Annotated in this window: 22 protein-coding genes and 1 pseudogene; 11 read left to right on the plus strand and 12 right to left on the minus strand. The window is 42.8% G+C overall.

The window, feature by feature from the left end:
• The 9 genes from N5J47_RS09350 to N5J47_RS09390 all read right to left on the minus strand — a co-directional run bounded on the left by N5J47_RS09350 (window position 1) and on the right by N5J47_RS09390 (window position 10,190).
• A complete protein-coding gene (locus tag N5J47_RS09350; protein WP_279959679.1) occupies window positions 1-1,410 on the minus strand; it encodes an ABC transporter substrate-binding protein in 1,410 nt (469 codons plus the stop codon).
• A gap of 11 nt (window positions 1,411-1,421) precedes the next feature.
• Complete coding sequence (locus tag N5J47_RS09355; protein WP_267980458.1) at window positions 1,422-1,667, minus strand: ferredoxin family protein; 246 nt, start codon at window positions 1,665-1,667, stop codon at window positions 1,422-1,424.
• Between the two features lie 14 nt (window positions 1,668-1,681).
• Entirely contained in the window at window positions 1,682-3,418 is a 1,737-nt protein-coding gene (locus N5J47_RS09360; RefSeq protein ID WP_279959680.1) for a fumarate reductase/succinate dehydrogenase flavoprotein subunit, read from the minus strand.
• 54 nt (window positions 3,419-3,472) lie between these two features.
• Entirely contained in the window at window positions 3,473-4,225 is a 753-nt protein-coding gene (locus tag N5J47_RS09365; RefSeq protein WP_279959681.1) for a GntR family transcriptional regulator, read from the minus strand.
• Window positions 4,226-4,423: 198 nt separating this feature from the next.
• Complete coding sequence (locus tag N5J47_RS09370) at window positions 4,424-5,353, minus strand: NAD-dependent epimerase/dehydratase family protein (RefSeq protein WP_279959682.1); 930 nt, start codon at window positions 5,351-5,353, stop codon at window positions 4,424-4,426.
• Between the two features lie 208 nt (window positions 5,354-5,561).
• Window positions 5,562-7,514: a family 2A encapsulin nanocompartment cargo protein cysteine desulfurase gene (locus tag N5J47_RS09375; RefSeq protein ID WP_279959683.1), complete on the minus strand. Its 1,953-nt coding sequence runs from the start codon at window positions 7,512-7,514 to the stop codon at window positions 5,562-5,564.
• The gene (locus tag N5J47_RS09380; RefSeq protein WP_279959684.1) at window positions 7,489-8,421 is read right to left on the minus strand and encodes a family 2A encapsulin nanocompartment shell protein; all 933 of its coding nucleotides are present in this window, start codon (window positions 8,419-8,421) and stop codon (window positions 7,489-7,491) included. The genes N5J47_RS09375 and N5J47_RS09380 overlap by 26 nt, the downstream gene beginning before the upstream one ends.
• 258 nt (window positions 8,422-8,679) lie before the next feature.
• Window positions 8,680-9,618: a serine O-acetyltransferase EpsC gene (gene epsC, locus N5J47_RS09385; protein WP_279959685.1), complete on the minus strand. Its 939-nt coding sequence runs from the start codon at window positions 9,616-9,618 to the stop codon at window positions 8,680-8,682.
• A 62-nt stretch (window positions 9,619-9,680) separates the two neighbouring features.
• A complete protein-coding gene (locus tag N5J47_RS09390; RefSeq protein WP_279959686.1) occupies window positions 9,681-10,190 on the minus strand; it encodes a rhodanese-like domain-containing protein in 510 nt (169 codons plus the stop codon).
• Between the two features lie 390 nt (window positions 10,191-10,580).
• Between N5J47_RS09390 and tauA the strand changes: the two genes are divergently transcribed.
• The 4 genes from tauA to tauD are packed head-to-tail and all read left to right on the plus strand — an operon-like array spanning window position 10,581 to window position 14,177.
• On the plus strand, window positions 10,581-11,621 hold the full coding sequence (gene tauA / locus N5J47_RS09395; protein ID WP_279959687.1) for a taurine ABC transporter substrate-binding protein: 1,041 nt from the start codon (window positions 10,581-10,583) through the stop codon (window positions 11,619-11,621).
• A 9-nt stretch (window positions 11,622-11,630) separates the two neighbouring features.
• Window positions 11,631-12,422 carry an ATP-binding cassette domain-containing protein gene (locus N5J47_RS09400; protein WP_279959688.1) on the plus strand — a complete coding sequence of 264 codons (792 nt, stop codon included), beginning with the start codon at window positions 11,631-11,633 and terminating at the stop codon, window positions 12,420-12,422.
• Window positions 12,419-13,300, plus strand: coding sequence for a taurine ABC transporter permease TauC (gene tauC / locus N5J47_RS09405; RefSeq protein ID WP_279959689.1), 882 nt, complete (start codon window positions 12,419-12,421; stop codon window positions 13,298-13,300). Before N5J47_RS09400 ends, tauC begins: the two co-directional genes overlap by 4 nt.
• Before the next feature lie 31 nt (window positions 13,301-13,331).
• Window positions 13,332-14,177, plus strand: a complete 846-nt coding sequence (tauD, locus tag N5J47_RS09410; RefSeq protein WP_279959690.1) for a taurine dioxygenase — start codon at window positions 13,332-13,334, stop codon at window positions 14,175-14,177.
• A 103-nt stretch (window positions 14,178-14,280) separates the two neighbouring features.
• On the opposite strand, the gene N5J47_RS09415 is transcribed toward tauD, so the two are convergent.
• The gene (locus tag N5J47_RS09415) at window positions 14,281-15,375 is read right to left on the minus strand and encodes an AraC family transcriptional regulator (protein WP_279959691.1); all 1,095 of its coding nucleotides are present in this window, start codon (window positions 15,373-15,375) and stop codon (window positions 14,281-14,283) included.
• 68 nt (window positions 15,376-15,443) lie between these two features.
• Here N5J47_RS09415 and N5J47_RS09420 point away from each other — a divergent pair, with 68 nt between their 5' ends.
• From N5J47_RS09420 to N5J47_RS09430, 3 genes are read left to right on the plus strand one after another with little or no spacing between them, the layout of a single operon-like run.
• Complete coding sequence (locus tag N5J47_RS09420; RefSeq protein ID WP_279959692.1) at window positions 15,444-17,180, plus strand: neutral/alkaline non-lysosomal ceramidase N-terminal domain-containing protein; 1,737 nt, start codon at window positions 15,444-15,446, stop codon at window positions 17,178-17,180.
• Window positions 17,177-18,463 carry a D-arabinono-1,4-lactone oxidase gene (locus N5J47_RS09425; protein ID WP_279959693.1) on the plus strand — a complete coding sequence of 429 codons (1,287 nt, stop codon included), beginning with the start codon at window positions 17,177-17,179 and terminating at the stop codon, window positions 18,461-18,463. The genes N5J47_RS09420 and N5J47_RS09425 overlap by 4 nt, the downstream gene beginning before the upstream one ends.
• 18 nt (window positions 18,464-18,481) lie before the next feature.
• Window positions 18,482-19,645 carry an alanine racemase gene (locus N5J47_RS09430; protein ID WP_279959694.1) on the plus strand — a complete coding sequence of 388 codons (1,164 nt, stop codon included), beginning with the start codon at window positions 18,482-18,484 and terminating at the stop codon, window positions 19,643-19,645.
• A gap of 58 nt (window positions 19,646-19,703) precedes the next feature.
• On the opposite strand, the gene N5J47_RS09435 is transcribed toward N5J47_RS09430, so the two are convergent.
• Complete coding sequence (locus N5J47_RS09435; RefSeq protein WP_279959695.1) at window positions 19,704-20,144, minus strand: universal stress protein; 441 nt, start codon at window positions 20,142-20,144, stop codon at window positions 19,704-19,706.
• Window positions 20,145-20,396: 252 nt separating this feature from the next.
• Here N5J47_RS09435 and N5J47_RS09440 point away from each other — a divergent pair, with 252 nt between their 5' ends.
• Both N5J47_RS09440 and N5J47_RS09445 read left to right on the plus strand, forming a co-directional pair.
• Entirely contained in the window at window positions 20,397-20,687 is a 291-nt protein-coding gene (locus N5J47_RS09440; protein ID WP_279959700.1) for a hypothetical protein, read from the plus strand.
• Window positions 20,688-20,795: 108 nt separating this feature from the next.
• Window positions 20,796-21,287, plus strand: a complete 492-nt coding sequence (locus N5J47_RS09445; protein ID WP_267980489.1) for a DUF2505 domain-containing protein — start codon at window positions 20,796-20,798, stop codon at window positions 21,285-21,287.
• Window positions 21,288-21,332: 45 nt separating this feature from the next.
• Here N5J47_RS09445 and N5J47_RS09450 read toward each other — a convergent pair whose 3' ends face one another.
• Window positions 21,333-21,536 (minus strand): amino acid transport protein, encoded by a 204-nt coding sequence (locus tag N5J47_RS09450; RefSeq protein WP_279959696.1) that lies wholly within the window; start codon window positions 21,534-21,536, stop codon window positions 21,333-21,335.
• A 133-nt stretch (window positions 21,537-21,669) separates the two neighbouring features.
• On the opposite strand from N5J47_RS09450, the gene def reads away from it, so the two are divergent.
• Window positions 21,670-22,155, plus strand: coding sequence for a peptide deformylase (gene def / locus N5J47_RS09455; protein ID WP_279959697.1), 486 nt, complete (start codon window positions 21,670-21,672; stop codon window positions 22,153-22,155).
• Window positions 22,156-22,169: 14 nt separating this feature from the next.
• Window positions 22,170-22,549, plus strand: a pseudogene (locus N5J47_RS09460) (endonuclease domain-containing protein).
• The last annotated feature ends 155 nt before the right edge of the window (window positions 22,550-22,704 follow it).

Here is a 22,704-nt window from a genome sequence, read left to right on the forward strand (position 1 = left end):
TCATTTCACCAATTTCTGTGCATTATTAAAGTCATAGACTTTACCGCCATGTGCTTTAGCCCAATTATTCGCATTGCCACGTAATAAGAAAGCACTGATCTGACCATTTTTATCGGTGGCATACCATGCTAGATTTGCCAGTACTTTAATTTTTAAATCACGGTCTTGGTTGTACACCACACGGATGGTTTTGCCCTGTTTCTGCAAATTCTTTAAATCTTTAAAGGCATTTTCAGGGGTGACATAACTACGCACTTTGGTTTCACCTTTGACCCAGATTTGCGAGACACGCTCAAAGCTCTGGATAGGTTTTTGTGTCAGGGCATCTTTCGCCACCAATGGCGATTGAGCATAATTTTTAAGTTGTTGGTTGTAATTTAAACCTGCTGCCTGAAAGGCTTTTTGGATATATTGATCATCAATAAACTGATTCACATCAATATCCACATCATCACGACCTAAATATTTCAGTGTTTCGACTGCGGTTTGGGTGGCTTTCTTATATTCAGGTTTCCAAGTCAGATCACGGGTTTGCAAGCCTAAAGGACCGTGAAATAGGTATACGACTTCGGCAGGAATCCCTGTTTTGGCGGCAATCAGTTCACTGTATTTTTCAGGCTCTTTACGAATTAGTTGATCCGCTTCAATCGTCGCTCTTAAATAGGCCTGAATAATTTCTGGATATTGCTGAGCATAAGACTTACTGGCTAAAGAACCATGAAAGGTTGGGGTTTTAGCCTGTGCACCATCATAAATTTTGCGGGCAATGCCTTGATAGGAAAATAATTCTGCAAATGGGACAAAATCAGCATGCGCATCAATTTTATTACTTTTTAGGGCAGGGCCAGCGACTTCGGGTGCTTGGGCGATAATTTTTACATCAGTTTTAGGATCCCAACCTTGAGCTGCAATGGCACGTAACAACAAGCCATGTGCAGTAGAGGCAAACGGCACAGAAATAGTTTTACCTTTGAGTTCCTGAATCGAGGTCACGTCTGAATCGACAGGTACGACAATCCCGTTACCACTGCCAGTCGTGCTGCCTGATAGAACACTCAGGAAAATACTTTCCTTGCCCGTCTTTTTAAAGGCAACATTGTTATTGACCGCAGGGAAGTCTGCCATTGCGCCAATATCCAGACGACCTGCCACCATTTCACTGGTCAAGGGTGCGCCAGAGGTAAAATTTTTCCAGACGATGTCATATTTGGCATCTTTATATTTACCTGTTTTGGGCAGATATTTAGGCAATAAATTTAATTCACGAATTAATAAGCCACCTGTGGCACAGTTAATGGTTGTATCTTGTGTCCCGATAGCAATGCGAATGTCTTCGGCCTGTGCTGTGCTGAAAATAGACAGTAACGTTGTGCTTAAAATAATACTTTTCGCTAATTTGTTCAGTTGCATTGTGTTCCCCCTCATTTAAGTAAATATGGAATGTTGACCTGAATAGCATCGGTCGGGCAGTCTTTCTCGCATGGCATGCAATACCAACATTCATCAAACTGCATATAGGCTTTTTTAGTGTCAGGATTGATCGCCAATAAATCCATTGGGCAGACATCGACACAGACAGTACAGCCTTTATCGGCAATACATTTATCTTCATCCACCAACACGGGCGCTGCAGTGCGGTGAGCAATTTCCTTAAAAATAAACGCCATAATCGTGACCTCGTTTAGGCTTCCTCAGCCAATATTTTTTTCTTAATGCGTAATAAGTTATAGGAATTAGCTTCCTGTTCATCAATTGGAATCAGGTATGGTTCGACAGGCTTTTTAAAGCTAACCATATTGCCGTGTTCATCCTTTTTCAGATGTGCATGGCAGAACCAGTCCTGATCATTCTTGGCAGGAAAATCAGCCCGATAATGATATAAACCCCAACGGCTTTCAGTACGGAACAGGGACGCCCGTGCTGCCATCTCCGCACAGTCCCGAATCACTGAAACCTCTGCGGCACGCATCAACTCATGTGGATGAGTGGCATTAATCTGGGCAATATCTGCCTTGATTTCCTCAAAACGCTTGAGGGCAATTTCAATCTTTTGGCGGGTTTTTGGTGGTTGTAAATAATCATTGACCATACGACGCAACTTATATTCCACCTGTTCCGCAGACAGCCCTTGTGGACGCTGTAATGGCGCAAAGATGCGGGCTTTTTCTGCCTCAATCTCCTCCTGATTTAGTTCTGAATCGGCAACAGTGGCGATATATTCCGCTGAATTGGTGCCTGCAAACCAGCCATAGACAAACGCACCCAACATATAATTATGTGGTACGGCTGCCATATCACCTGCGCTATATAAGCCTTTAACCGAAGTTTCAGCTTTTTCATTGACCCACACACCAGAGGCACTGTGTCCACTACAAAAACCAATTTCAGAAATCTGCATTTCCACCATGTCCTGACGGTAATTGGTACCTCGTCCCTCATGGAAGCGTCCCCGACTTGGACGCTCATTGGTATGTAAAATTTCTTCAATGGTCTGGATGGTTTCTTCAGCTAAATGGTCAATTTTCAGGAACACAGGGCCATTGCCACTTTGCAATTCCTGATAAAATTCCCACATCATTTGACCAGACCAATAATCACACTCAATAAAGCGTTCGCCCTTACTGTTGGCGGTATAGCCACCCAATGGGCCAGTCACATAAGCACAGGCAGGGCCGTTATAATCCTTAATTAAGGGATTGATCTGGAAACATTCCAGATTAGACAGTTCCGCACCAGCGTGATACGCCATTGCATAACCATCACCTGCATTGGTTGGGTTTTCATAAGTTCCCATGAGATAACCCGAAGCAGGCAAGCCCAAACGTCCAGCCGCACCACAGCATAAAATCGCTGCTTTGGTTTTAATCACATAAAAATCACCAGTACGGCAATCAAAACCCAATACGCCATTGATTGCACCATCGGCATTCTTAAGTAGTTTGGTGGTGACAATACGGTTATTGATCTTGACCTGCGCCCGTTTTAACTGACGATACAACACCTTTTTAATATCGTGACCCTCAGGCATCGGTAACACGTATGCGCCCATGTGATGCACTTTCTTAACCGCATATTCACCTGTTTCATCCTTTTCAAATTTCACGCCCCATTGATCCAGTTGCTGAATGGTCGCAAAACTCTGCTTGGCATAAGCGTAAACAGTGGCTTGATTGACAATACCATCATTGGCGATAGTGATTTCTTTGGTGTATTGCTCAGGTGTGGCATAGCCAGGAATGACGGCATTGTTTAAGCCATCCATGCCCATTGAAATTGCGCCACTGCGTTTGACGTTGGCTTTTTCAATCAATAAAACTTTTAGGGTAGGGTTGGCTGTTTTGGCTTTGATGGCTGCCATTGGGCCAGCCGTCCCCCCACCAATGACCACAAGGTCATAGTCTAAATAAATGGTATTCATGTTTTGCCTCGATAACGGGTCTTGTCAGGGCTTATTGCATAAGTCCCTTAAAATTTATTTGGATTTCTTTCGGTCTACCCTTAAACGGTATTGAAAGCTCTCTCCTGAGAAATATAGGTATTCAAAATCAATCGGGTGTCCCTCATGGTTATGGGTCAACCGTTCTACCCGCAGCAACGGTGCATTGATGTCCACTTGTAGCAACTCACTCAGAGTTTCATCGGCAAGGGTGGCATCAATGTTTAAATCGGCATGACCAAGCGGAATCGATAAATCTTCCTCAATAGCAAGGAAAACGTCACGAGTCGCAAGATTAATCTGTTGTAACGCCACGCCAATCGCTTCGGGTAAATAAGTCAATTCAAATGAAACAGGCTTCCGATCCACCAGACGAATCCGCTGAATTTCCACCACGGTACTATTGACTGAAAGCTTGAGCTTCGATGCAATTTGCGGTGTGGCTGGAATAAAGCGAAATTCTTTCACTACGTTAAACACTTCATGTCCCATATTGCGCATGGCTTCGGCAAAGCCCTGTAACTGGGAAATATTCTGGAATGTTTTTGGTGCGCTGACAAAAGTGCCTTTACCCTGAATCTTGTAAACCAGATGCTCAAGCTGGAGTTGATTCAATGCCTGACGAATGGTGATACGACTGACATTAAATAATTCGCTCAATTCCTTTTCAGAGGGCAATTTGTGTTGAACTGGATAAGTCCCATCACCGATCTGTTGTAATAAGGTTTGGTAAACCTGATCATACAAAGGGCGTTCGCTATCTACTTTATTCAGTAATGCCTGATTCATTCGTCAGCAACTTGTTATAACAACTTGAGGCTAGATTAATCGCAATTTTTAAATAAGAAAAATAAGCAATAACGCAAAAAATATCTGAATTTCTGCTTTGCAAAAAAGATGGGATAAATATGAAAAATAGAATCAAAATTTGATAAATCGCATGAGCAAGCTAAAGGTCATGCGATTTTTGAAAGTGTTTTGGAGGATTTATTGCTGTTGTTCTTTCAGGATTTGTTCAATTCCTTGTCGATAAGTCGTCACCTTAAACTGAGGAAAACGCTGTTTAAACCTATCTGAAATAAACAGATTGTCTTTTGCATAACGTGGCAGTAATTCTTGTACTTCCTTGGCTTGCGGGCTAAAAAACTTAGCTATGGTTAATGCCCATTTAGGAATCACGCTATAGGAAAGCGGCTTACCATAAATTTCCGAAGTCAGTGCAATAAACTGTTTATAGGTCAGTCGGTGATCATCGGTTGGTAAATGCCAAGTCTGACCATAAGCATCAGGAGTGTTACCAATCAATGCCATGGCTTTACTGGCATCAGGTGTCCAGATCAGGCTCCTTAATGTCTTGTCGCTTAAAAACACCTTGAGTTTTTTGCCCTGTTTAATATTGTCAAAAATCAGCGAGTTGGTAATACTTTGGGTATTGCCTGTACCATAAAACTCAGGCGCACGACAAATCACGGCTGTGATGGTTTTTGCCTGCATCTCTTTCAACAGCATGTTGGCGATTTCTGCCCGAACCCTGCCTTTTCGTCCTACAGGTGCAAATTGGGTTTGTTCAGTCAGCGGTTGATTGTTTTGTGGGTACATATAGGTATTGTCAAAGAATACCAGTTTGGCCTGATATTTTTTACAGGCATCAATGACATTACGCATCATGACTGGAAATTGCTGTTCCCACATATCCGTGTCCATTGGTAAACCTACCGCAAAGTAAACAATATCACTGCCTTCTATAGCTTTTTCTGCCTGTGCTTGATCCAGCAAGTTGGCAGGGAAAAGCTGATCAGTCTCATTGACTTTTTTAGGATTTCTACTGACCAGTCGCAGATCAGGCGTATAGTTGCGTTTTAGCTCTTTTGCCAATTCCTGGGCGATTTGTCCATTTGCACCGAGTATGGTTTGCATCTTGATCTGACCTCTGTAATGTGCGGAAATTGTCTATTTCTACCAGAATGATAAAATTAAAGTTAACTTTAAGGTCAAGCATTTTTTAAATTGATAAGCAGCTTAATCTTGTAAAAATAGGGGATGCAAGTACAGAAGTTATTTGTATAGATTGTTGTTGCGAAAACAAAAAAGCCACCAATGGCAGCTTCCTTGTAGCATTAAAACATTAAACTGTACGTTTATTTCTTGATAACTGATGCAACACCGACACCAGTAAATCAATTTCCTCAGTGGTATTATAAAATGCCAGAGAGGGGCGAACAGTTTGTTCCACACCAAAACGACGCAAGATCGGCTGGGCGCAGTGATGGCCTGATCGGACCGCAATACCATGTTGATTTAAAGCTTTACCGACTTGCTCAGTTGAATAGCCATCCAGCACAAAAGACATCACGCTGGCTTTGTTTTTGGCTGTGCCAATCGGGCGCAAGCCCTTGACACCACTCAGCGCATGTTGACCATATTCCAGCAAGTCATGTTCATAACGGGCAATATTATGAATCCCAATGTGTTCCACATATTCCAGTGCTGCTCCTAGACCCACCGCATCGGCAATATTGCCTGTGCCTGCCTCAAATTTGTTTGGTGCTGGCTGGTAAATGACTTGCTCAAAGGTGACATCCTCGATCATGTTGCCACCGCCTTCCCATACAGGCATGCTTTCGAGTAGTTCAGGTTTGGCATAAACCGCACCAATCCCTGTTGGGCCAAATACCTTGTGACCAGAAAATACGAAAAAGTCAGTATCCAGCGCCTGCACATCGGTGGGCATATGCGAAACAGACTGAGCACCATCCACCAACACCCGTACACCTTTGGCATGGGCAATCTGGATTACTTCGGGAACAGGTGTCACCGTACCTAAAGCATTGGAAACCTGGGTAATGGAAATCAGCTTGGTACGTTCATTAATCAACTTGGGCAATTCTGCCAAAATGATCTGTCCTGTATCATCCACAGGAATCACACGCAGTTTTGCCCCGACTTTTTTAGTCAACTGGAACCACGGCACAATGTTGGCGTGATGCTCCAAATTCGACACAATAATTTCATCACCTTCACCAATATTCTGCTCGCCCCAAGTTTTGGCGATCAGGTTAATGCCCTCGGTGGTGCCCCGAACAAAAATGATTTCCTTGGATGATTTCGCTCCAATAAATCGTGCCGTGACATTACGGGCATGTTCGTAGGCATCGGTGGCACGGGCTGCCAGTTCATGCGCTGCACGATGAATATTGGAGTTTTCATGCTGGTAGAAATAGGCAATCCGATCAATCACACTTTGTGGTTTCTGGGTGGTGGCAGCATTGTCAAACCAGACCAGAGGACGACCATTGACCCGCTCCTGTAAAATCGGAAAGTCCCGACGGATGGCATGCACATCCAATGGCTGTGCTGAACTGGCAACAAACTGCGGTTGTGACGGTTGGTAATTGCCATAGGCCTGATGCGTTGATGGAATATCCAGAAAGTAAAAGCCAGAAGATGCGTTATGGGCAGGCTGAGATTGGATTTTAGGTTCATCCTGCAACAAGCTTTTTAATCCGTCACCTTGAGGAAGTTGAAATGATTGTGCGGTGGCAAACTGTGCCGCATCAAATTCAGAATTTGACACGGAGGGCGCAGCAAAATCATTTAAAAAATAAAAAGGTGAAGCATCACGGGCTGAGGGATGTGTTGGTTCAACCAAAGGCACATTGGGTGCGCTATGAATTGCCTGTGGAAAATTTGGCTCAAGGGGCGGTTTAGGCAGGTTTGCACCACCGACCACAGGCGCAGATGCAATCGCCCGACGCTCAGGATAATCGGGATAATTCGGAATATGCTCAGGATATTCAGGGTTTAAACTTTTTTCATAGGCAATATTGGGCGCACGACCACTCAATGCTGCCAATGGTTCGGCAGGCTGTGGAGGATGCGGTGGCGTGCCGACATTCGGCAAGTCCAGATTCAGGCCAGATGGATGACCATTCCCAGAACTGGGCAATGCCGCAAAAAATTCAGAGGCAAGCCGTGAAAGTGTTGCTTCATCTGGGAAGTTGGACGGTGGCTGAACACCGACCACTTCAGAACCCGTTGGACTACTGTTTAGATTACTTGTAGTTAACTGGGTAGTCATGATACTTGTCCACCTCCACATCTTCGAGTACCGCAAGGGCATCATCAGTTAAAACGGCGAGTGAGCAATACAGTGAGATCAGGTAAGACGCAATGGCATTGCGGTTAATGCCCATAAAACGTACCGAAAGCCCAGGAGATTGTTCACCTGCCAGACCTGGCTGGAACAGGCCGACCACGCCCTGACGTTTTTCCCCAACACGCAGTAACAGTATCTTGGTTTTGCCATCTTCCACAGGGATTTTATTGGATGGAATCAAAGATACGCCACGCCATGTGATGAACTGTGAACCAAACAGGCTTACGGTTGGTGGCGGCACACCACGGCGGGTACATTCACGGCCAAATGCGGCAATCGCATCTGGATGGGCAAGGAAGAAGCCTGGCTCTTTCCAGACTTTACGCAACAAATCATCAAAATCATCTGGAGTTGGTGGGCCACTCAGGGTTGAAAGACGTTGCTCATCTGCCACACTGGCCAATAAACCATATTCAGGGTTATTGATCAGTTCACTTTCCTGACGTTCCTTAATGGTTTCAATGGTCAGGCGTAACTGTTCCTTAATCTGATCATGTGGACTGCTATATAAATCCGCCACACGGGTATGAATATCCAGAACGGTTGAAACGCCGTTGAGGAAATATTCACGTGGCTGAGGGTCATAATCCACAAAGGTCTGTGGCAGGGTCGCCTCGTCACGTTGCGTGCAGGCTACCTGAATGTCATCGGTATTATTGACACGGTTGACGCGATAAATACCCGCTTCTACAGGTAACCATTGTAATAAATGAGTCAGCCAGCGTGGGGTGATGGTCGAAAGTTGTGGAACAGTCTTGGTGGCATTGGCAAGCTGTCTGGCTGCATGGTCCCCAAGCGCAAGTTGGACTTTATCTGTGGTTTTTGCCATGAATAAATTTTCCTGTAAGACTTTGGCTTTGTTAATAAAGAGTGTTGATTTTTAAAATGTATTGAATCATTTGTTTAATTAGACTAGAGCTTAATAATCATTTTTAAAAATATTATTATGAGATAAATAACAATGAATTATTATCTTATTACTCATAAGAATATATTTATGAAAAATAAATATAAATACTGAATATGCATGATTTATGGGTTGAATCCATTCATTATTCAGGTGGCTTATATTGATTTTCCTGCATGATTAAACCTTGCTGTTATGCAGGGATTCGCTCGGTGACTGTAAAATCTGGCTGCCTGCCGCAACACTGTGGGTTAGCCAGACATTTCCGCCAATAATTGAACCTCTGCCAATGGTGATGCGGCCGAGAATGGTTGCTCCTGCATAAATCACCACATGATCTTCCACAATTGGGTGACGGGCATAATCTTTTTTCAATGCACCATCATCATTCAGCTCAAAACGCTTGGCACCGAGAGTAACCGCCTGATAAATGCGGACATATTCCCCAATTACAGAGGTTTCCCCAATCACCACACCTGTGCCGTGGTCGATAAAGAAGCCTTTGCCAATTTGTGCGCCAGGATGAATATCAATCCCTGTGGCAGAATGAGCCAGTTCGGAAATAATGCGGGAGAGCAGGGGAACACTATGATAAAGCTGGTGTGCAACCCGATGATAAATAATGGCAAAAATACCTGGATAGCATAGCAGCACCTCATCCACGCTATGTGCCGCTGGATCACCCTCATAGGCAGCACAGACATCAGCATCCAGCAAACGGCGAATGTCAGGCAGGGTATTGGCAAAATCCTGCACAATGGTCTGGGCCAAAGCAATTTGCTGCTCGTAGAGCAAATGGTCATTACTGGAGACAGGAACTTGCTTTACCCGACTTTTGGTCTCGTAATTCAGGGCCAGCTTAACCTGTGAGAACAGCTCATTCAGCACACGGTCAAGTGTATAGGCAATGTAATAGTCCTCCGTTTCCTGACGCAGGTCACTTGGCCCCAGTCGCATTGGAAATAAAATACCGCACAAGTCATCCAGTATGGACTTAAGCGATTCCTTTGAAGGCAGTTCACGTCCGCCAAACTCCTTGATGCGGTGTTGACGCTCACGCCATTCATGACGTGCTTGCTGTAAGCCCTCAACAACAGGCTGGATTTTCCATTTGCTCACGCTGATTCCTTGCAAAACCAAGTATTAAATTAATCCTAAAATCGCTGGGTCAAAAAGCAGCACTAATCTTGTAACCACGGTAACTGATGTGTACGCCAGCCATTGCTTTGATTACGTTGTTGTTGCTCGTTTAAATCACCTTCAAAGCCTTCCAGCACGTTATAAACTTGGGCAAAACCCGCACTAAATGCCGCCGTTGCAGCTAAAGCAGAGCGTTTACCACTACGGCAGAGCAACAGAATGGTTTTGTCTTTGCCAACTTTGCTATCCAGTTCTTTTAGAAAGCGCGGATTGCGGTTAAACGATGTGCCAGTTGCCCACGCGACATGAATACTTTCAGGCACATAGCCGACAAATTTACGTTCTTCATTGGTACGTACATCGACCAAGATGGCATGACCTTGTTGAACTAGAAACCATGCTTCAGCAGGTGGAATACTGCCTGTGAAATCGAGTTCATTTTCTTCCGCGTAGTGTTGTGCGCGCTGTAAAATATCTTGTGGGTTTGCAGATAAACCGTGAGTTGTAGTAATGGATTCTATGGCTTGGGTAGAATCAAATTGAGCATTCATTCTTATAACCTTTCATACATCAGCGGGATGATGTTTTTATCTTATGACTGTTTTTATATTCAGGAAAATAATCAAAATTTATTTATATATCTATTTTTGATAAATAATAGGGTTTTATTAAATGATTGTGAATATGGATTTTAAAAACTAAAAATCTTATTTTTAATGGATTGTATGATTAGGGATTTATTTATCACAATTAGATATTTTACATTTACATGAAACCCTCACTTATATAAGTTAACTTTAAATCGAATTCAGGGTTAGTCGATATCATGATAAATCAAAAAAACAGAAAAATTCATCACTATTTATCTTTTAAATGAATAAGTAACTCATTTTTTCTTATTTTTAATCATAAGGTGTGGCCCATACCATAAGCAGATATTGTTGAAAGATCATCTAATTATGGGCATCAAGAACTCTAAGCCGCTAATTGTTACAGCGATCGTCCTTGTGGCGATTGTTACTTTTATTGTCTATCAAAATCAAAAAGATGCTGCACCTGTTCAGCCTAAAAACAACAAGGCAGTGGTGATAGCCTATCAGACTGGTGTGGATCCAACCAAGGTTGCACAAGCCAATGGTGATTATGAACGTGATAGTAATCAAGCAATTCAATGGCGTAAGTTTGATGCAGGTTCAGATGTGGTCAATGCATTGGCTTCGGGTGATGTAGTGATCGGCAATATCGGTTCTAGCCCTCTGGCTGCTGCTGCAAGTCGTGATTTACCAATTGAGGTATTTCTGGTGACGGCTAAATTAGGCGGTTCAGAGGCATTGGTGGTGAGTAACAAATCAGGCATTAAAAACCCTCAAGATTTGATTGGAAAAACCATTGCCGTGCCATTCGTTTCAACCACGCATTACAGCTTATTGTCAGCGCTCAAGCATTGGAATATTGCGGATAACCAAGTCAAGATTATTAACTTACGTCCACCTGAAATCACAGCAGCTTGGGAACGTGGTGATATCGATGCAACTTATGTTTGGGAACCTGCATTAAGTAAAGTCAAAGCCAGTGGTCATGTATTAACAGACTCGAAACAAGTCGGCGAGTGGGGCGCACCAACCTATGATTTATGGGTGGTTCGTAAAGATTTTGCTGAAAAAAATCCAGAGTTCTTAAAAGCTTTCGTAAAAACCAGCTTGAAACAAGTTGAAGCGTATCAGCAAGATCCAAAAGCATTTGAACAAAATGCGGACAATATCCAGAAAATTGCTCAGCTGACAGGCTCTGATGTGAAAGATATTCCATTGCTTCTTTCTGGAAATATTTACCTTGATCGTCAGCAGCAGCAAGCCACTTTATCAGGTGAATTTGCCAAAAATATTTTCGATACAGCAACATTCCTCAAAAGCCAAGGCAAGGTGGATCAAGTAAAACCTGATTATCAAGCTAATGTCACCACCCAATTCTTACAGCCATAGGAGATCTAAATGAGCGTATTAGCTGCCGAGCATCTTCATTTAACTTTTCCAAAGCAGACTGTGCCAGTACTTCAAGATATTAATTTAAAAATAGAAGAAAGTACTTTAACGGTGATTTTGGGGGAGTCAGGCTGTGGTAAAACAACATTACTGAATATTTTGGCAGGTTTCCAAAAGCCAAGCTCAGGTCAGATTAAACTAGATCATGAAGTCGTCACTGCGCCAGATGCACGTCGTGCGGTGGTATTTCAGGATCATGCTTTATTGCCTTGGTTAAATGTCTCTGAAAATATCGGTTTTGCTTTACAGCTCAAAGGCTTGAAAGCCCAGGAAATTCAACAGCAAGTCGATGCAATTCTTAAAATTGTTGGCTTGAGTCATGTGGCTCAAGCCAATATCTGGGAACTGTCAGGTGGCATGAAACAACGGGTTGGGATCGCACGTGCCTTGATCAGCCATGCGGCATTCATTTTATTGGATGAGCCTTTTGCTGCGCTTGATGCATTTACCCGTGAAACCATGCAGGAGTTGGTGCTGGATTTATGGATTGAACAAAATAAATCCTTTTTCCTGATCACACATGACATTGAGGAAGCACTATTGCTGAGTAATCAATTGGTGTTGATGACGGCTCGTCCAGGCAAGATTGTCGAAACTTTAAAACTGGATTTTGCAGGACGTTATAAGCAGGGCGAATCGATCCGTGCGATTAAATCGGATCCTAAATTTATTCAATTACGCGAGCAATTGTTTGAACGCCTACGTGTGCAGAAACAGGCAGGTCATGAGGTGGCTGTATGACGAGTCAAGCAAAAAATACAGCCTATGAGCTGAGTAAGGCTGAGGAATTGCAATCGACTAACCAAGCACAGTCTGGTTCTGTTTTTAGTCCAATTGGGGCTTTTTTTTCTCGTCATCGTAGTTTAGCGCTCAGTCTTTCCAGTGTACTTAGTGTATTGGTGATCTGGTATTTGATCACGGCATTAAAAATTGTCCCGAGTTTATTTTTGCCGAGTCCCCAAGCGGTATGGCAAAAATTTCTAGAAGTCAGCCAACAAGGTTTCATGAAAGCCACCTTATGGCAGCATTTGGCCGCAAGTATCTCACGCGTCTTATTAGCTTTAGTTGCTGCGATTGCGATCGGTGTGCCTTTAGGTTTATGGATGGGTTTGAACAAATGGGTGCGTGCAGTGCTGGATCCTTTGGTTGAGTTATTACGCCCAATTCCACCTTTGGCTTATTTACCCTTATTGGTGATCTGGTTCGGGATTGGTGAAACCACCAAAGTGCTTTTGATTTTCTTTTCGATCCTTGCACCAGTCATTATCAGTAGCACTCATGGCGTAATCAGTCATCAGCTCAATCGTGAGCGTGCAGCCTTATCTTTAGGCGCAAGCCAGTCGCAGGTATTTTGGCATGTGATTCTGCCGACGGCCTTACCGCATATCTTAACGGGTATTCGTATTGGTTTAGGTGTGGGGTGGTCGACTCTAGTGGCTTCGGAATTAGTTGCAGCAGATCGTGGTATTGGTTTTATGGTGCAGTCAGCAGCTCAATTCTTGATTACCGATACTGTGGTTCTCGGCATTATTGTTATTGCGATCGTTGCAGTGAGTTTTGAGTTGTTTTTGCGTTGGTTACAGAAGCAACTCTCTCCTTGGTATGGCCAACAGTTATAAGTGTACATTGTAGAGATGAGAGAGCTAGAAGATGACGTTAAATATTGAAGTTATTAAACCAACCATTGGTGCAATTATTCACGATGTTGATTTAAATACGGTTGATGAAAATACCACACAACAAATTCAACAGGCTTTGCTGGATCATCATGTAATTTTCTTCCGCAACCAGCAACTTGCACCACAAGCACAAGCTGAGTTGGCACGTGGTTTTGGTTCTTTGCATATCCATCCGATTTTCCCAACGGTAGAAAATGTACCTGAGATCATTGTATTGGACAGCTGGAAACAGGATTTACGTGACAATGAGCTTTGGCATACGGATGTGACCTTTAGCAAGAATCCTCCACTGGGTTGTGTATTACAAGCGATTAAGATACCTCCTGTAGGCGGTGATACGCTATGGTCGAGTGGGGCGGCAGCATTTGCTGCACTGGATCAAGGCTTGCAGCAAAAGTTAAAAGGCTTAACTGCAACACATGACATTCGTCAGTCTTTCCCGATTGAACGTTTTGCGCATAATGATGTTGAGCGTCAAAAACTGGAAGAAACTTTTAAGCGTAATCCACCCGTTGTTCATCCTGTAGTAAGAACGCATCCTGTGACAGGTCAGCCGATTTTATTTGTTAGTGAAGGCTTTACCACACGCATTAACGAATTGGATGAAATGGAAAGTTCAGAACTTTTGGCATTCTTATTTGAACATTCAACCAACGAGCAGTTCCATTTGCGTTGGCAGTGGCAAGCGGGTGACGTGGCGATTTGGGATAATCGTTGTACGCAGCATAAGGCTTTGTTTGATTATGGTGATGAGCATCGGATTATGCATCGTGCCACCATTAATGGTGATGTGCCGTTTTATCAGGTGGCTAATTAGGTTTTGTGCTTGTTGGTTTTTAAATTTTTGGAAAGATTTATTCCAATTTTTGCTAATCGTTTTCGGTTTTATCTCTCTAGTGAGATACTGAAACTTACCTTAATTAAATTGGTTCTTTAGCTTGCCTATAAGTAGAAGGAGCTTGCCCAGTCCAGCGTTTAAAGGCACGTCGGAATTCGCGTAATTCACTAAACCCCAGTTGTAGGCTAATTTCACTGATTAACAGGTTTTGTCCGAGCAGTTGTTTTGCTTTACGTTCCAGTACATTTTGTCGAATGTGTTGAAAACTTAAGCCCTCCAATAACAGTTGCCGTCTTAAATGACGTTCACTGATTTGTAGATGTTCAGCTGCCTGCTCCATCTCAAAACGTTCAGGTAAATGCTGTTCAATCAAGTGATCGAGTAGATCGGCATAACCCACCTGATTGAGTTGGTCAATTTCCTTTAAGGTCTGCTCACAAATCAGTATCGCGGTGGCATAGTTGGCGGGACTATAATTTTTTAAGCTACGTGCTAACATGCTGGTTTTAAAACGCATGACATTTTTATCACTATTAAACTGGATTGGGCAGCCAAAGACACGTTGATATTCTTCGAAATACTCGCTAGGTAAATAACTCAGTTCAAGGCTGATCACATCATCATGATCACCCAGCATGGCGTTTAAACAGGTGATGATACTGCTAAACAATTCATCATGGAAAAAGGCTTGGAGGTCAAAAGTTGGGTTTGTTTCAGTCACTTCAAGTTGACAGTTATCTCCCTGAATTGAAAACTCGATATTCAGCACACTGCCTGAAATAGGATGATAGCGAAGTGCAATCTGTAAGGCATCAGCAACGGTTTTACAGGATTGCATGGCAAAACCCAGAATCCCCATTGAAATCAGTCCCTCGCTACTGCCAATTTTTAAACCTAAATCGGACTGTTGCTGAGCTGAGATGGCTTTTCTAATGACATCACACATTTGGGTAAAACGAACGACGCCATGTGTTTGCTGGATTTGCCCTATATCCAGACCTGAATCCTTAAACCATGCTGCATAGTCCCACTGTTGTTGTTCTGCATAGTGAATCAGGCTTGCCAGAATGGTCGGTGGAATAAACTGCTGTACAGTATTTGTATGGATGATTCGTTTAGGCATAAGTCCGTTTTGCCCCCCAAAATAAACTCTTTTTAACCCTTTTGGGTATCGCATAATTTTGTTTAACTTTCAACATGCTTTATAACAGACAGCTAGAAAAAGAACTTAAAAGGAAAATACCAATGTATCAGGTTGGTTGGGATAAACAGGAAATTCAAATTACACCAAAAGGTTATGCCATGTTTGGCTATGGGCAATGGTCACATCGTGCCTATGAAAAACGTACGGCGTTATATGCACGCAGCTTTAGTATTGTTGATCAGCAACAGCATCGACTCATTATCTGCTGTCTGGATTTGGGTTGTATTACCCATGCCATGCGCAGTCAATCGGTGCAGCGACTACAGCAAATATTGGGTTCCCAGTTTGATGAAAATCAATTGGTGCTGATGGCAACCCATACCCATTCAGGGCCAGGTGGCTGTGCGCATGAAGCCTTATATAACATGCCAACCCCAGGTTTTGTACCCGAACATTTAAATGCAATTGTGGATGCCATTGTACTGAGTATCCAAACTTCCATTCATACTGAACGGGACACTGAGATTTTTTTCACCACACAGCATTTCGCCGCAGATACACCTGTGGCATGGAATCGTTCGATTAAGGCTTATAACCGTAATCCAGAGGTGAAGCCATATTCAGAGCGTGAAACCCATTTGGCTTTAAACCGTGAAATGCAACTGATTGGTTTTTATCGGGAAAAAAAGTTACAGGCATTTATTTCATTGTTTGGCGTACATGCCACCTGTCTTGGTAATAAATTAAACGCTTATGACGGGGATAATAAAGGTTATGCTGCCGCATTTTCTGAACAAGCCCTGAGTCAGCAAGGCATTCAAAACCCTGTCACCATGTTTGCCCAAGCCACCGCAGGCGATGTCTCTCCGCATTTTCATGGCAAGAACCAGCTTAAGATTCGCAATAAAATTAAGGGCGAGCAGGAATACCAATACGCACAACAAAATGGACGCTATCAAAGTGAACTGGCTTTGGCTGCATTTCAACAGCCTTTGCAACAGGTTCAGGGAAAGATTGATGCGGTATTGTCCTATGTAGATTTAAGCAATATTGAGATTCCGCCTGAATTTGCACAAGGGCAGATTGGTGCAAAAACCAGTCAACCCTGTCATGGCACCGCCTTTTTTGCTGGGACACCTGTCGATGGTTTGGGCGCGCCAAAGCTATTAATTAAAGGCATGCAGTTTTTGGCAGATCAATTGCGTAAACAAAAGAGCAAAAATCCCAAGGCAGCAGATTTTGTCAACTATCAACAACTCTATGCTTCACAGGGGCCGAAACAGATTTTATTGGAAGCGGGTGCCAAAAAGATTTTGGGTCAGCCGATTGGTTTTCCGCCCAGTATTCTTGATCCTCTCATTGCAGAGATGAACCGACAGGTCAAGGCAGGCGCGATTCAGCAGAGTCCATTGGTGCCAAACGTTGTGCCCTTACAGATGATTCGATTGGGGAATTTGGCAATAGTCTGTTGTCCAGGAGAATTTACGACGATTGCAGGTCAGCGTGTTATTCATACTGTCAAACAAGTCTTGGCTAATCAGTCTGATATAGAACAAGTTTGGTTAGCCTCCTACTGCAATGATTATATGGGTTATGTCACTACCTACGAGGAATATCAGGAACAGGCCTATGAGGGCGGACATACCCTGTTTGGGCAATGGACACTGGCGGCCTGCCAGAGCAAATTCAAGCGATTGGCGGAACAATTGTTGCGGGATAAAAATCAGCGTCATTACGATCAAATGACACGCCCAAAACCGATTCCAGAACAGGAACTCGCAAAACGAAGCAATCATGGCAATTTAAAAACTGCCACAAGCCAGGGAGAGGCAGTATGAGTGATTTAACCCAAACGACATGGACGAACTGGTCAGGCTTTCAGAAATCCAATCCACAACAGATTCTACAGCCTGCCAATACTCAGGAATTGCAGAGTATCGTTCGGGATCATGCAAAAATACGGGTGGTCGGGGCAGGACATTCATTTACACCGTTGGTGTGTACCGATGCAACTTTACTATCGCTGGATCGCATGGTGGGTGTAACCAATCTGGATGTGGAACGCTGCCGATGCGATATTTATGCAGGCACCCGTTTATATGATCTGGAACAATATTTACAGCCCATCAATCAGGCTTTGATGAATCAGGGTGATATTGACCAGCAGAGTCTGGCTGGCGCCGTTTCAACGGGAACGCATGGGACAGGAGCAGATTTGCATTGTATTTCGGCTTATGTGGAGGGGTTTGAATTACTTACCGCTTCGGGTGAAATTTTAAAATGTAGTCGAACCGAAAACCCTGAAATCTTTGCCGCAGGGCGTGTTTCTCTGGGGAGTCTGGGAATATTGACCAAGATCACCATGCAAAATCGTCCACGCTATAAACTGAGGGAACACATTGAGCTTTGTCCTGTTGAGGACATGATGCAACACATCCAGCAATGGAAACATCAGCATCGGCATATTGAATGTTTTGTATTCTCTTATGAAAAACAGTTGATGCTGAAAACTCTGGATGAAACCGATGAGGAGATTTTGCCACGCAAGGAAAATTTCCCCTCAGATGATACCTTGCTGACCATGTGTTCTGAACTGACCAAAAGCTTTCCCTCACTGAATCCGTATTTACAGAAATTGTTGGGTATTTTTGTCAAACCAACCACCTATATTGATTGGTCGAGCAAGATATTTCCAACGCCACGCAATACCAGGTTTAATGAAATGGAATACCAGATTCCCGTTGATCAGGGCATTGCATGTCTGGATGAGGTGTTGCATGCCTTGAGAAAGCATAAGGTTGCCACGTTTTTCCCACTGGAGTTTCGCTTTGTCAAAGGCGATGATATTTGGCTAAGTCCTTTTTATCAGCAGGACTCAATTTCCATTTCTGTGCATCAATATCATAAACAAGACCCACGTTTAATTTTTGATGTGGTTGAGCCAATTTTACAGAAATATAAGGGACGACCACATTGGGGTAAAATGCATAGTATGACGACAAAGCAACTTCAAGCTTTATATCCAAAATGGGATGATTTTATGGCCTTGCGTCAGCAGCTTGATCCACAGGCCAAGTTTTTAAATCCATATCTGGAAAAGTTATTTTTGGAAAAAGATTAAAACAATAAGGACATCAGTATGCTGGATTATTTTTTTAAACAACTCAATCTTGATCTAAAAAAGCAGGGGATAGCGACACCACAACTCATCCTGGATGAGGCTGCCTTAAAACAAAATATCCAGCATATTCAGATAAGGCTTGCGCATGCCCAACATTTAAAACCACGTCTGGTGGTGAAATCGCTGGCTTGTCTGGACTTGCTCAAATTGTTATCAGAGCAGATCAATACCCAGCGATTTATGGTGTTCCATCAACCACATATTATTTCCATATTAGAAAACTTTGCCGAAGCGGATATTTTGCTGGGCAAGCCGATGCCAGCCCAAGTGGTACACCATTTCTATCAACAACACTCGCAATGGTCTGATGCAAAAATTCAATGGCTGGTGGATACCACACAACGCTTACAGCAATATCTGGAGATTGCCCAGAGTTATTCGATTTGCCTGCAAGTGAATATTGAAATTGATGTCGGCTTGCATCGTGGTGGGGTACAGTCCAGCCAGCAACTCGCTGAAATATTAAAGCTGATTCAGCACTATCCGCAGTATCTAAAACTATCGGGTTTAATGGGTTATGATGCGCATGTCACCAAGATTCCAGCCATCATTAAAAAACCAGAACTGGCCTATCAGCAATCTCAACACATCTATTCCGAATATCAAAAGCTGATTCAAAAACAGTTTCCTGGGTTGTGGAATGATGAACTTTGCTTTAATGGCGGGGGCAGTCCTACTTTCAGTTTTCATACCACAGAAAGTGTCTGTAATGACCTGTCTTTTGGCTCGATGCTGCTGAAACCGAGTGATTTTGACAGTGATTTTTTAAGGGCTTTGCAGCCTGCATTGTGGATTGCAGCGCCTGTATTAAAGGTTTTGCCTTATACTCAACTTCCTGCCATGTCTGTGCTGGATAAATTGCCACACACATCCAAAGCTGTATTTATTTATGGCGGCTATTGGCTGGCCGATTATGTTTATCCGACCCAATGCCATCCGCATGTTTTGTATGGGCGTAGCAGCAATCAGGAACTGGTAAATGTACCCAGGGACTGTGAAATTCAGGTCGATGATTTTGTGTTTTTAAGACCAACGCAAAGTGAGGCGATTATTTCGCAATTCTCAGTATTAAAGCTCTATAAACAACATGCTTTTGAAGTATGGGAAACGTTTCGAGAATAAAATACCTCAAGAAAAACCTTGTTGTAGAACACAAGGTTTTTCCATTGAGAACAGGATGTTATTGCTTAACGATCAGCACAGGAATATGTGATTCAGTTAAAACCGCACGGGCAACGCTACCCAATAGCAGACGTTTTACGCCTGTACGTCCATGCGAACCCATAATGATGAGATCGGCTCCCACCTCATCGGCCACAAAAATAATGCCCTCACTCGCTGGGCCATGATGAATTTTTGTTGTGGCACTGATGCCATCACGGACAAAATACTGGGCAATATCCTGAAGCTGGGTTTTGGCATGGGTTTCAGCCTGCATAAAATGATCGGTAATTGCTGGCGCAACCTGATAAAAATCCACGCCAACAAAAGGATCAACTGCAACCACACTCAGAATGGTCACTTTTGCTCCTGATAATTTTGCTAAGGAAAGGGCGTGTTCAACCGCTGCATAGGAAATAGGAGAATCATCAACAGCGACTAAAATATTTTGGTAAGACATATTTACTCCTTATTGTTTATCGTTGTAAAAAAAGATAAAAGTACGATATAGGTTGATACCATATTGAACGCGGTCTAGCAAATAAGAGCATGATCGAAAATAACTGATAACACAGAAAATAACGTGGAAAAACTGGAAAATTCCCAGCAAAATATAACGCTAGGAAAATCACAGTATTTTTGTAATTCGGCTAAATATTAACTTTAGATATGATGTTGAAATTTAATTCTATCTAAAATCATGGAAACGTTTGTGCTACTGAGTCTGGAAGCGTTTAAACAACAAAAATTTGATCAGGTCGCCGCCAGGATTATGGACGACCCTGATAGCTATCTGGCTTTTGACTCAGTTTCAGATTTCTATAAAGCCACATGGCTGGATGAGTTTCCACAGGGCACCACATGGTCAGCGACAGGACTGGATGATGGCGCTGAACACTTCTATGCCGTAATTGAATACGGTAGCCATTACCTATACATCAGCCGTACTGAGCACGTAACGGTAAAACTATGTATGCGACATCATTACAATAAAAATAACTAATCCGTGCAGTCACCCATTTTTTCAAGATGATGCTTTGTTCTACAAAAGAGAGTGCTATAATTTTGCGCAGTCCCGAAATCCTAAATACAATGAAACGGAAGTTTAAAGATGGCACATCAATTTACGGTTAATGAAACAATTCACGGTGTTTCAATTGAAGATTTTTCAAGACTGGTTGCCGACACCTCATTGCATGAAGCAGTGTGTAAGCGTATCCCAGGCGAGAATCTGGAAATTATCGAATCCAACATCAATGGCGACATTTACACCCTACGCCGTGAATATAACCTTGATGTAAATATTCCAGAAGTTGCGAAAAAATTATTAAAAAATGCATTCCGTTTAAAACGTGCTGACATTACCCATTTGAAAAACCTGACTTCAACGGTTGAGCTGGGTGCAAACTTGCCACTGGAGGCGAAAGCTGAGCGTAAGGTAACAGGTAACGGTGACAAAGTAGACATTACCCTGACTTGGACTGTAAAGGTAAAAGTACCCTTAATCGGTGGGATGCTTGAAAAGCATGCAGAGGGCGAAATTCGCAAGTTTAGCCAACTTGAGATTGAAATTGTTGAAGATGAATTAAAGAAAAACCTTTAATTTAGATGCGATAAATGAACTCTCCGTCAGGGGAGTTTTTTGTTTTTAGAAGCGTAGAAAATAGGGTAGAAGCGAAAGGATGATACCAATCACACTCAGTAAAGTGGTACTTTCTATAAAGTAAGGATAAATCATCAGAATTAGGCCGCAGGCTAGGGGGATGGTCATTTTCTGCTTTTTACCATACATAAAATAGCCTAAGCCAATCGAGCTAAAGATTACACCAAGAAAAAGCTGGGTCGCGTTCATTGTGATTTGCCATACGTTATTTTTATCGTGCATATACTATGACAAGATTCTTAAATGAAAATTATGGCAACCCGATTCAATATCCCATACGATATTATTTACGATTTGGTCAAAACAATTATAAGGTTATGTGATGAGTGTGATTTTACCTGTGGCACAGCGTGGTGAAGAAATTTTAAAGCTGAAAGCGGCATTGGTGGCAGATGCGGAATTTAATAGTGAATGGTTGATGGGGCTTGCATCTGCCATGCATTCGACCATGCTTGAGCGTAATGGTGTTGGCATTGCAGCACCGCAGGTTTATATTTCCAAGCGTGTGATTATTGTGGCATCCCGACCAAACCCACGTTATCCCGATGCACCTGAGATAGATGCAGTGGTGATGGTGAATCCTGAGATTTTAGAGTTTTCCCAAGCGACTTGTTTGGGTGAAGAGGGGTGTTTGAGTGTGCCAAATGAACGTGGGCAGGTTGAACGTGCTCAAGTGGTGAAAGTGCGTTATTACACTTTACAGGGTGAAGTGATTGAAACGAGCTATGAGGGTTTTCCTGCACGGATTGTTCAGCATGAAGTTGATCATTTGGATGGGGTGTTGTTTGTGGAGCGACTGAGTGTTTAGAAATGAAAATAATAATGAAGCCTTATAATGAAACTTAAAACTTCCATCGTGTGATTTACGAAATAATATGACGGACACGGAACAATTGCTTTGGCAAAGATTACGCCGTAAGCAAATCTTGGGATTACAGTTTTATCGGCAAAAACCACTTCTAAATTTTATTGTAGATTTCTATTGTCCAGCAATAAATTTGATTATTGAATGTGATGGTGGGCAGCATTTTACAGAAGACGGTTTGGTAGCAGATCAAAATCGAGATTATGCTCTGAGTGAATTAGGGCTTAGGGCGCTGAGATTTAGCAATCATCAGATTTTGACTGAGACTGATGCTGTGATGGAGCAGGTTTATTATATTGCTAAACATAGATTGGAATTCCCCTCTTGCGAAACGTAGTTTCTCACCTTTGGTAAAGGGGGGGGGCTTGCCACGAATTTGATGATGGTTTTTGATTCAAGGTACTCCCTCCTTTTTAAAGGAGGGTTGGGCAGGATTAATAAATATGTGGTTGAATAGAATTTAAAGTTTTTTATAAAGTTTAGAAATTTATT

The sequence above is a fragment of the Acinetobacter sp. GD03645 genome, from assembly GCF_029845285.1.
In the GTDB taxonomy this organism is placed as follows: Bacteria; Pseudomonadota; Gammaproteobacteria; order Pseudomonadales; family Moraxellaceae; genus Acinetobacter; species Acinetobacter corruptisaponis.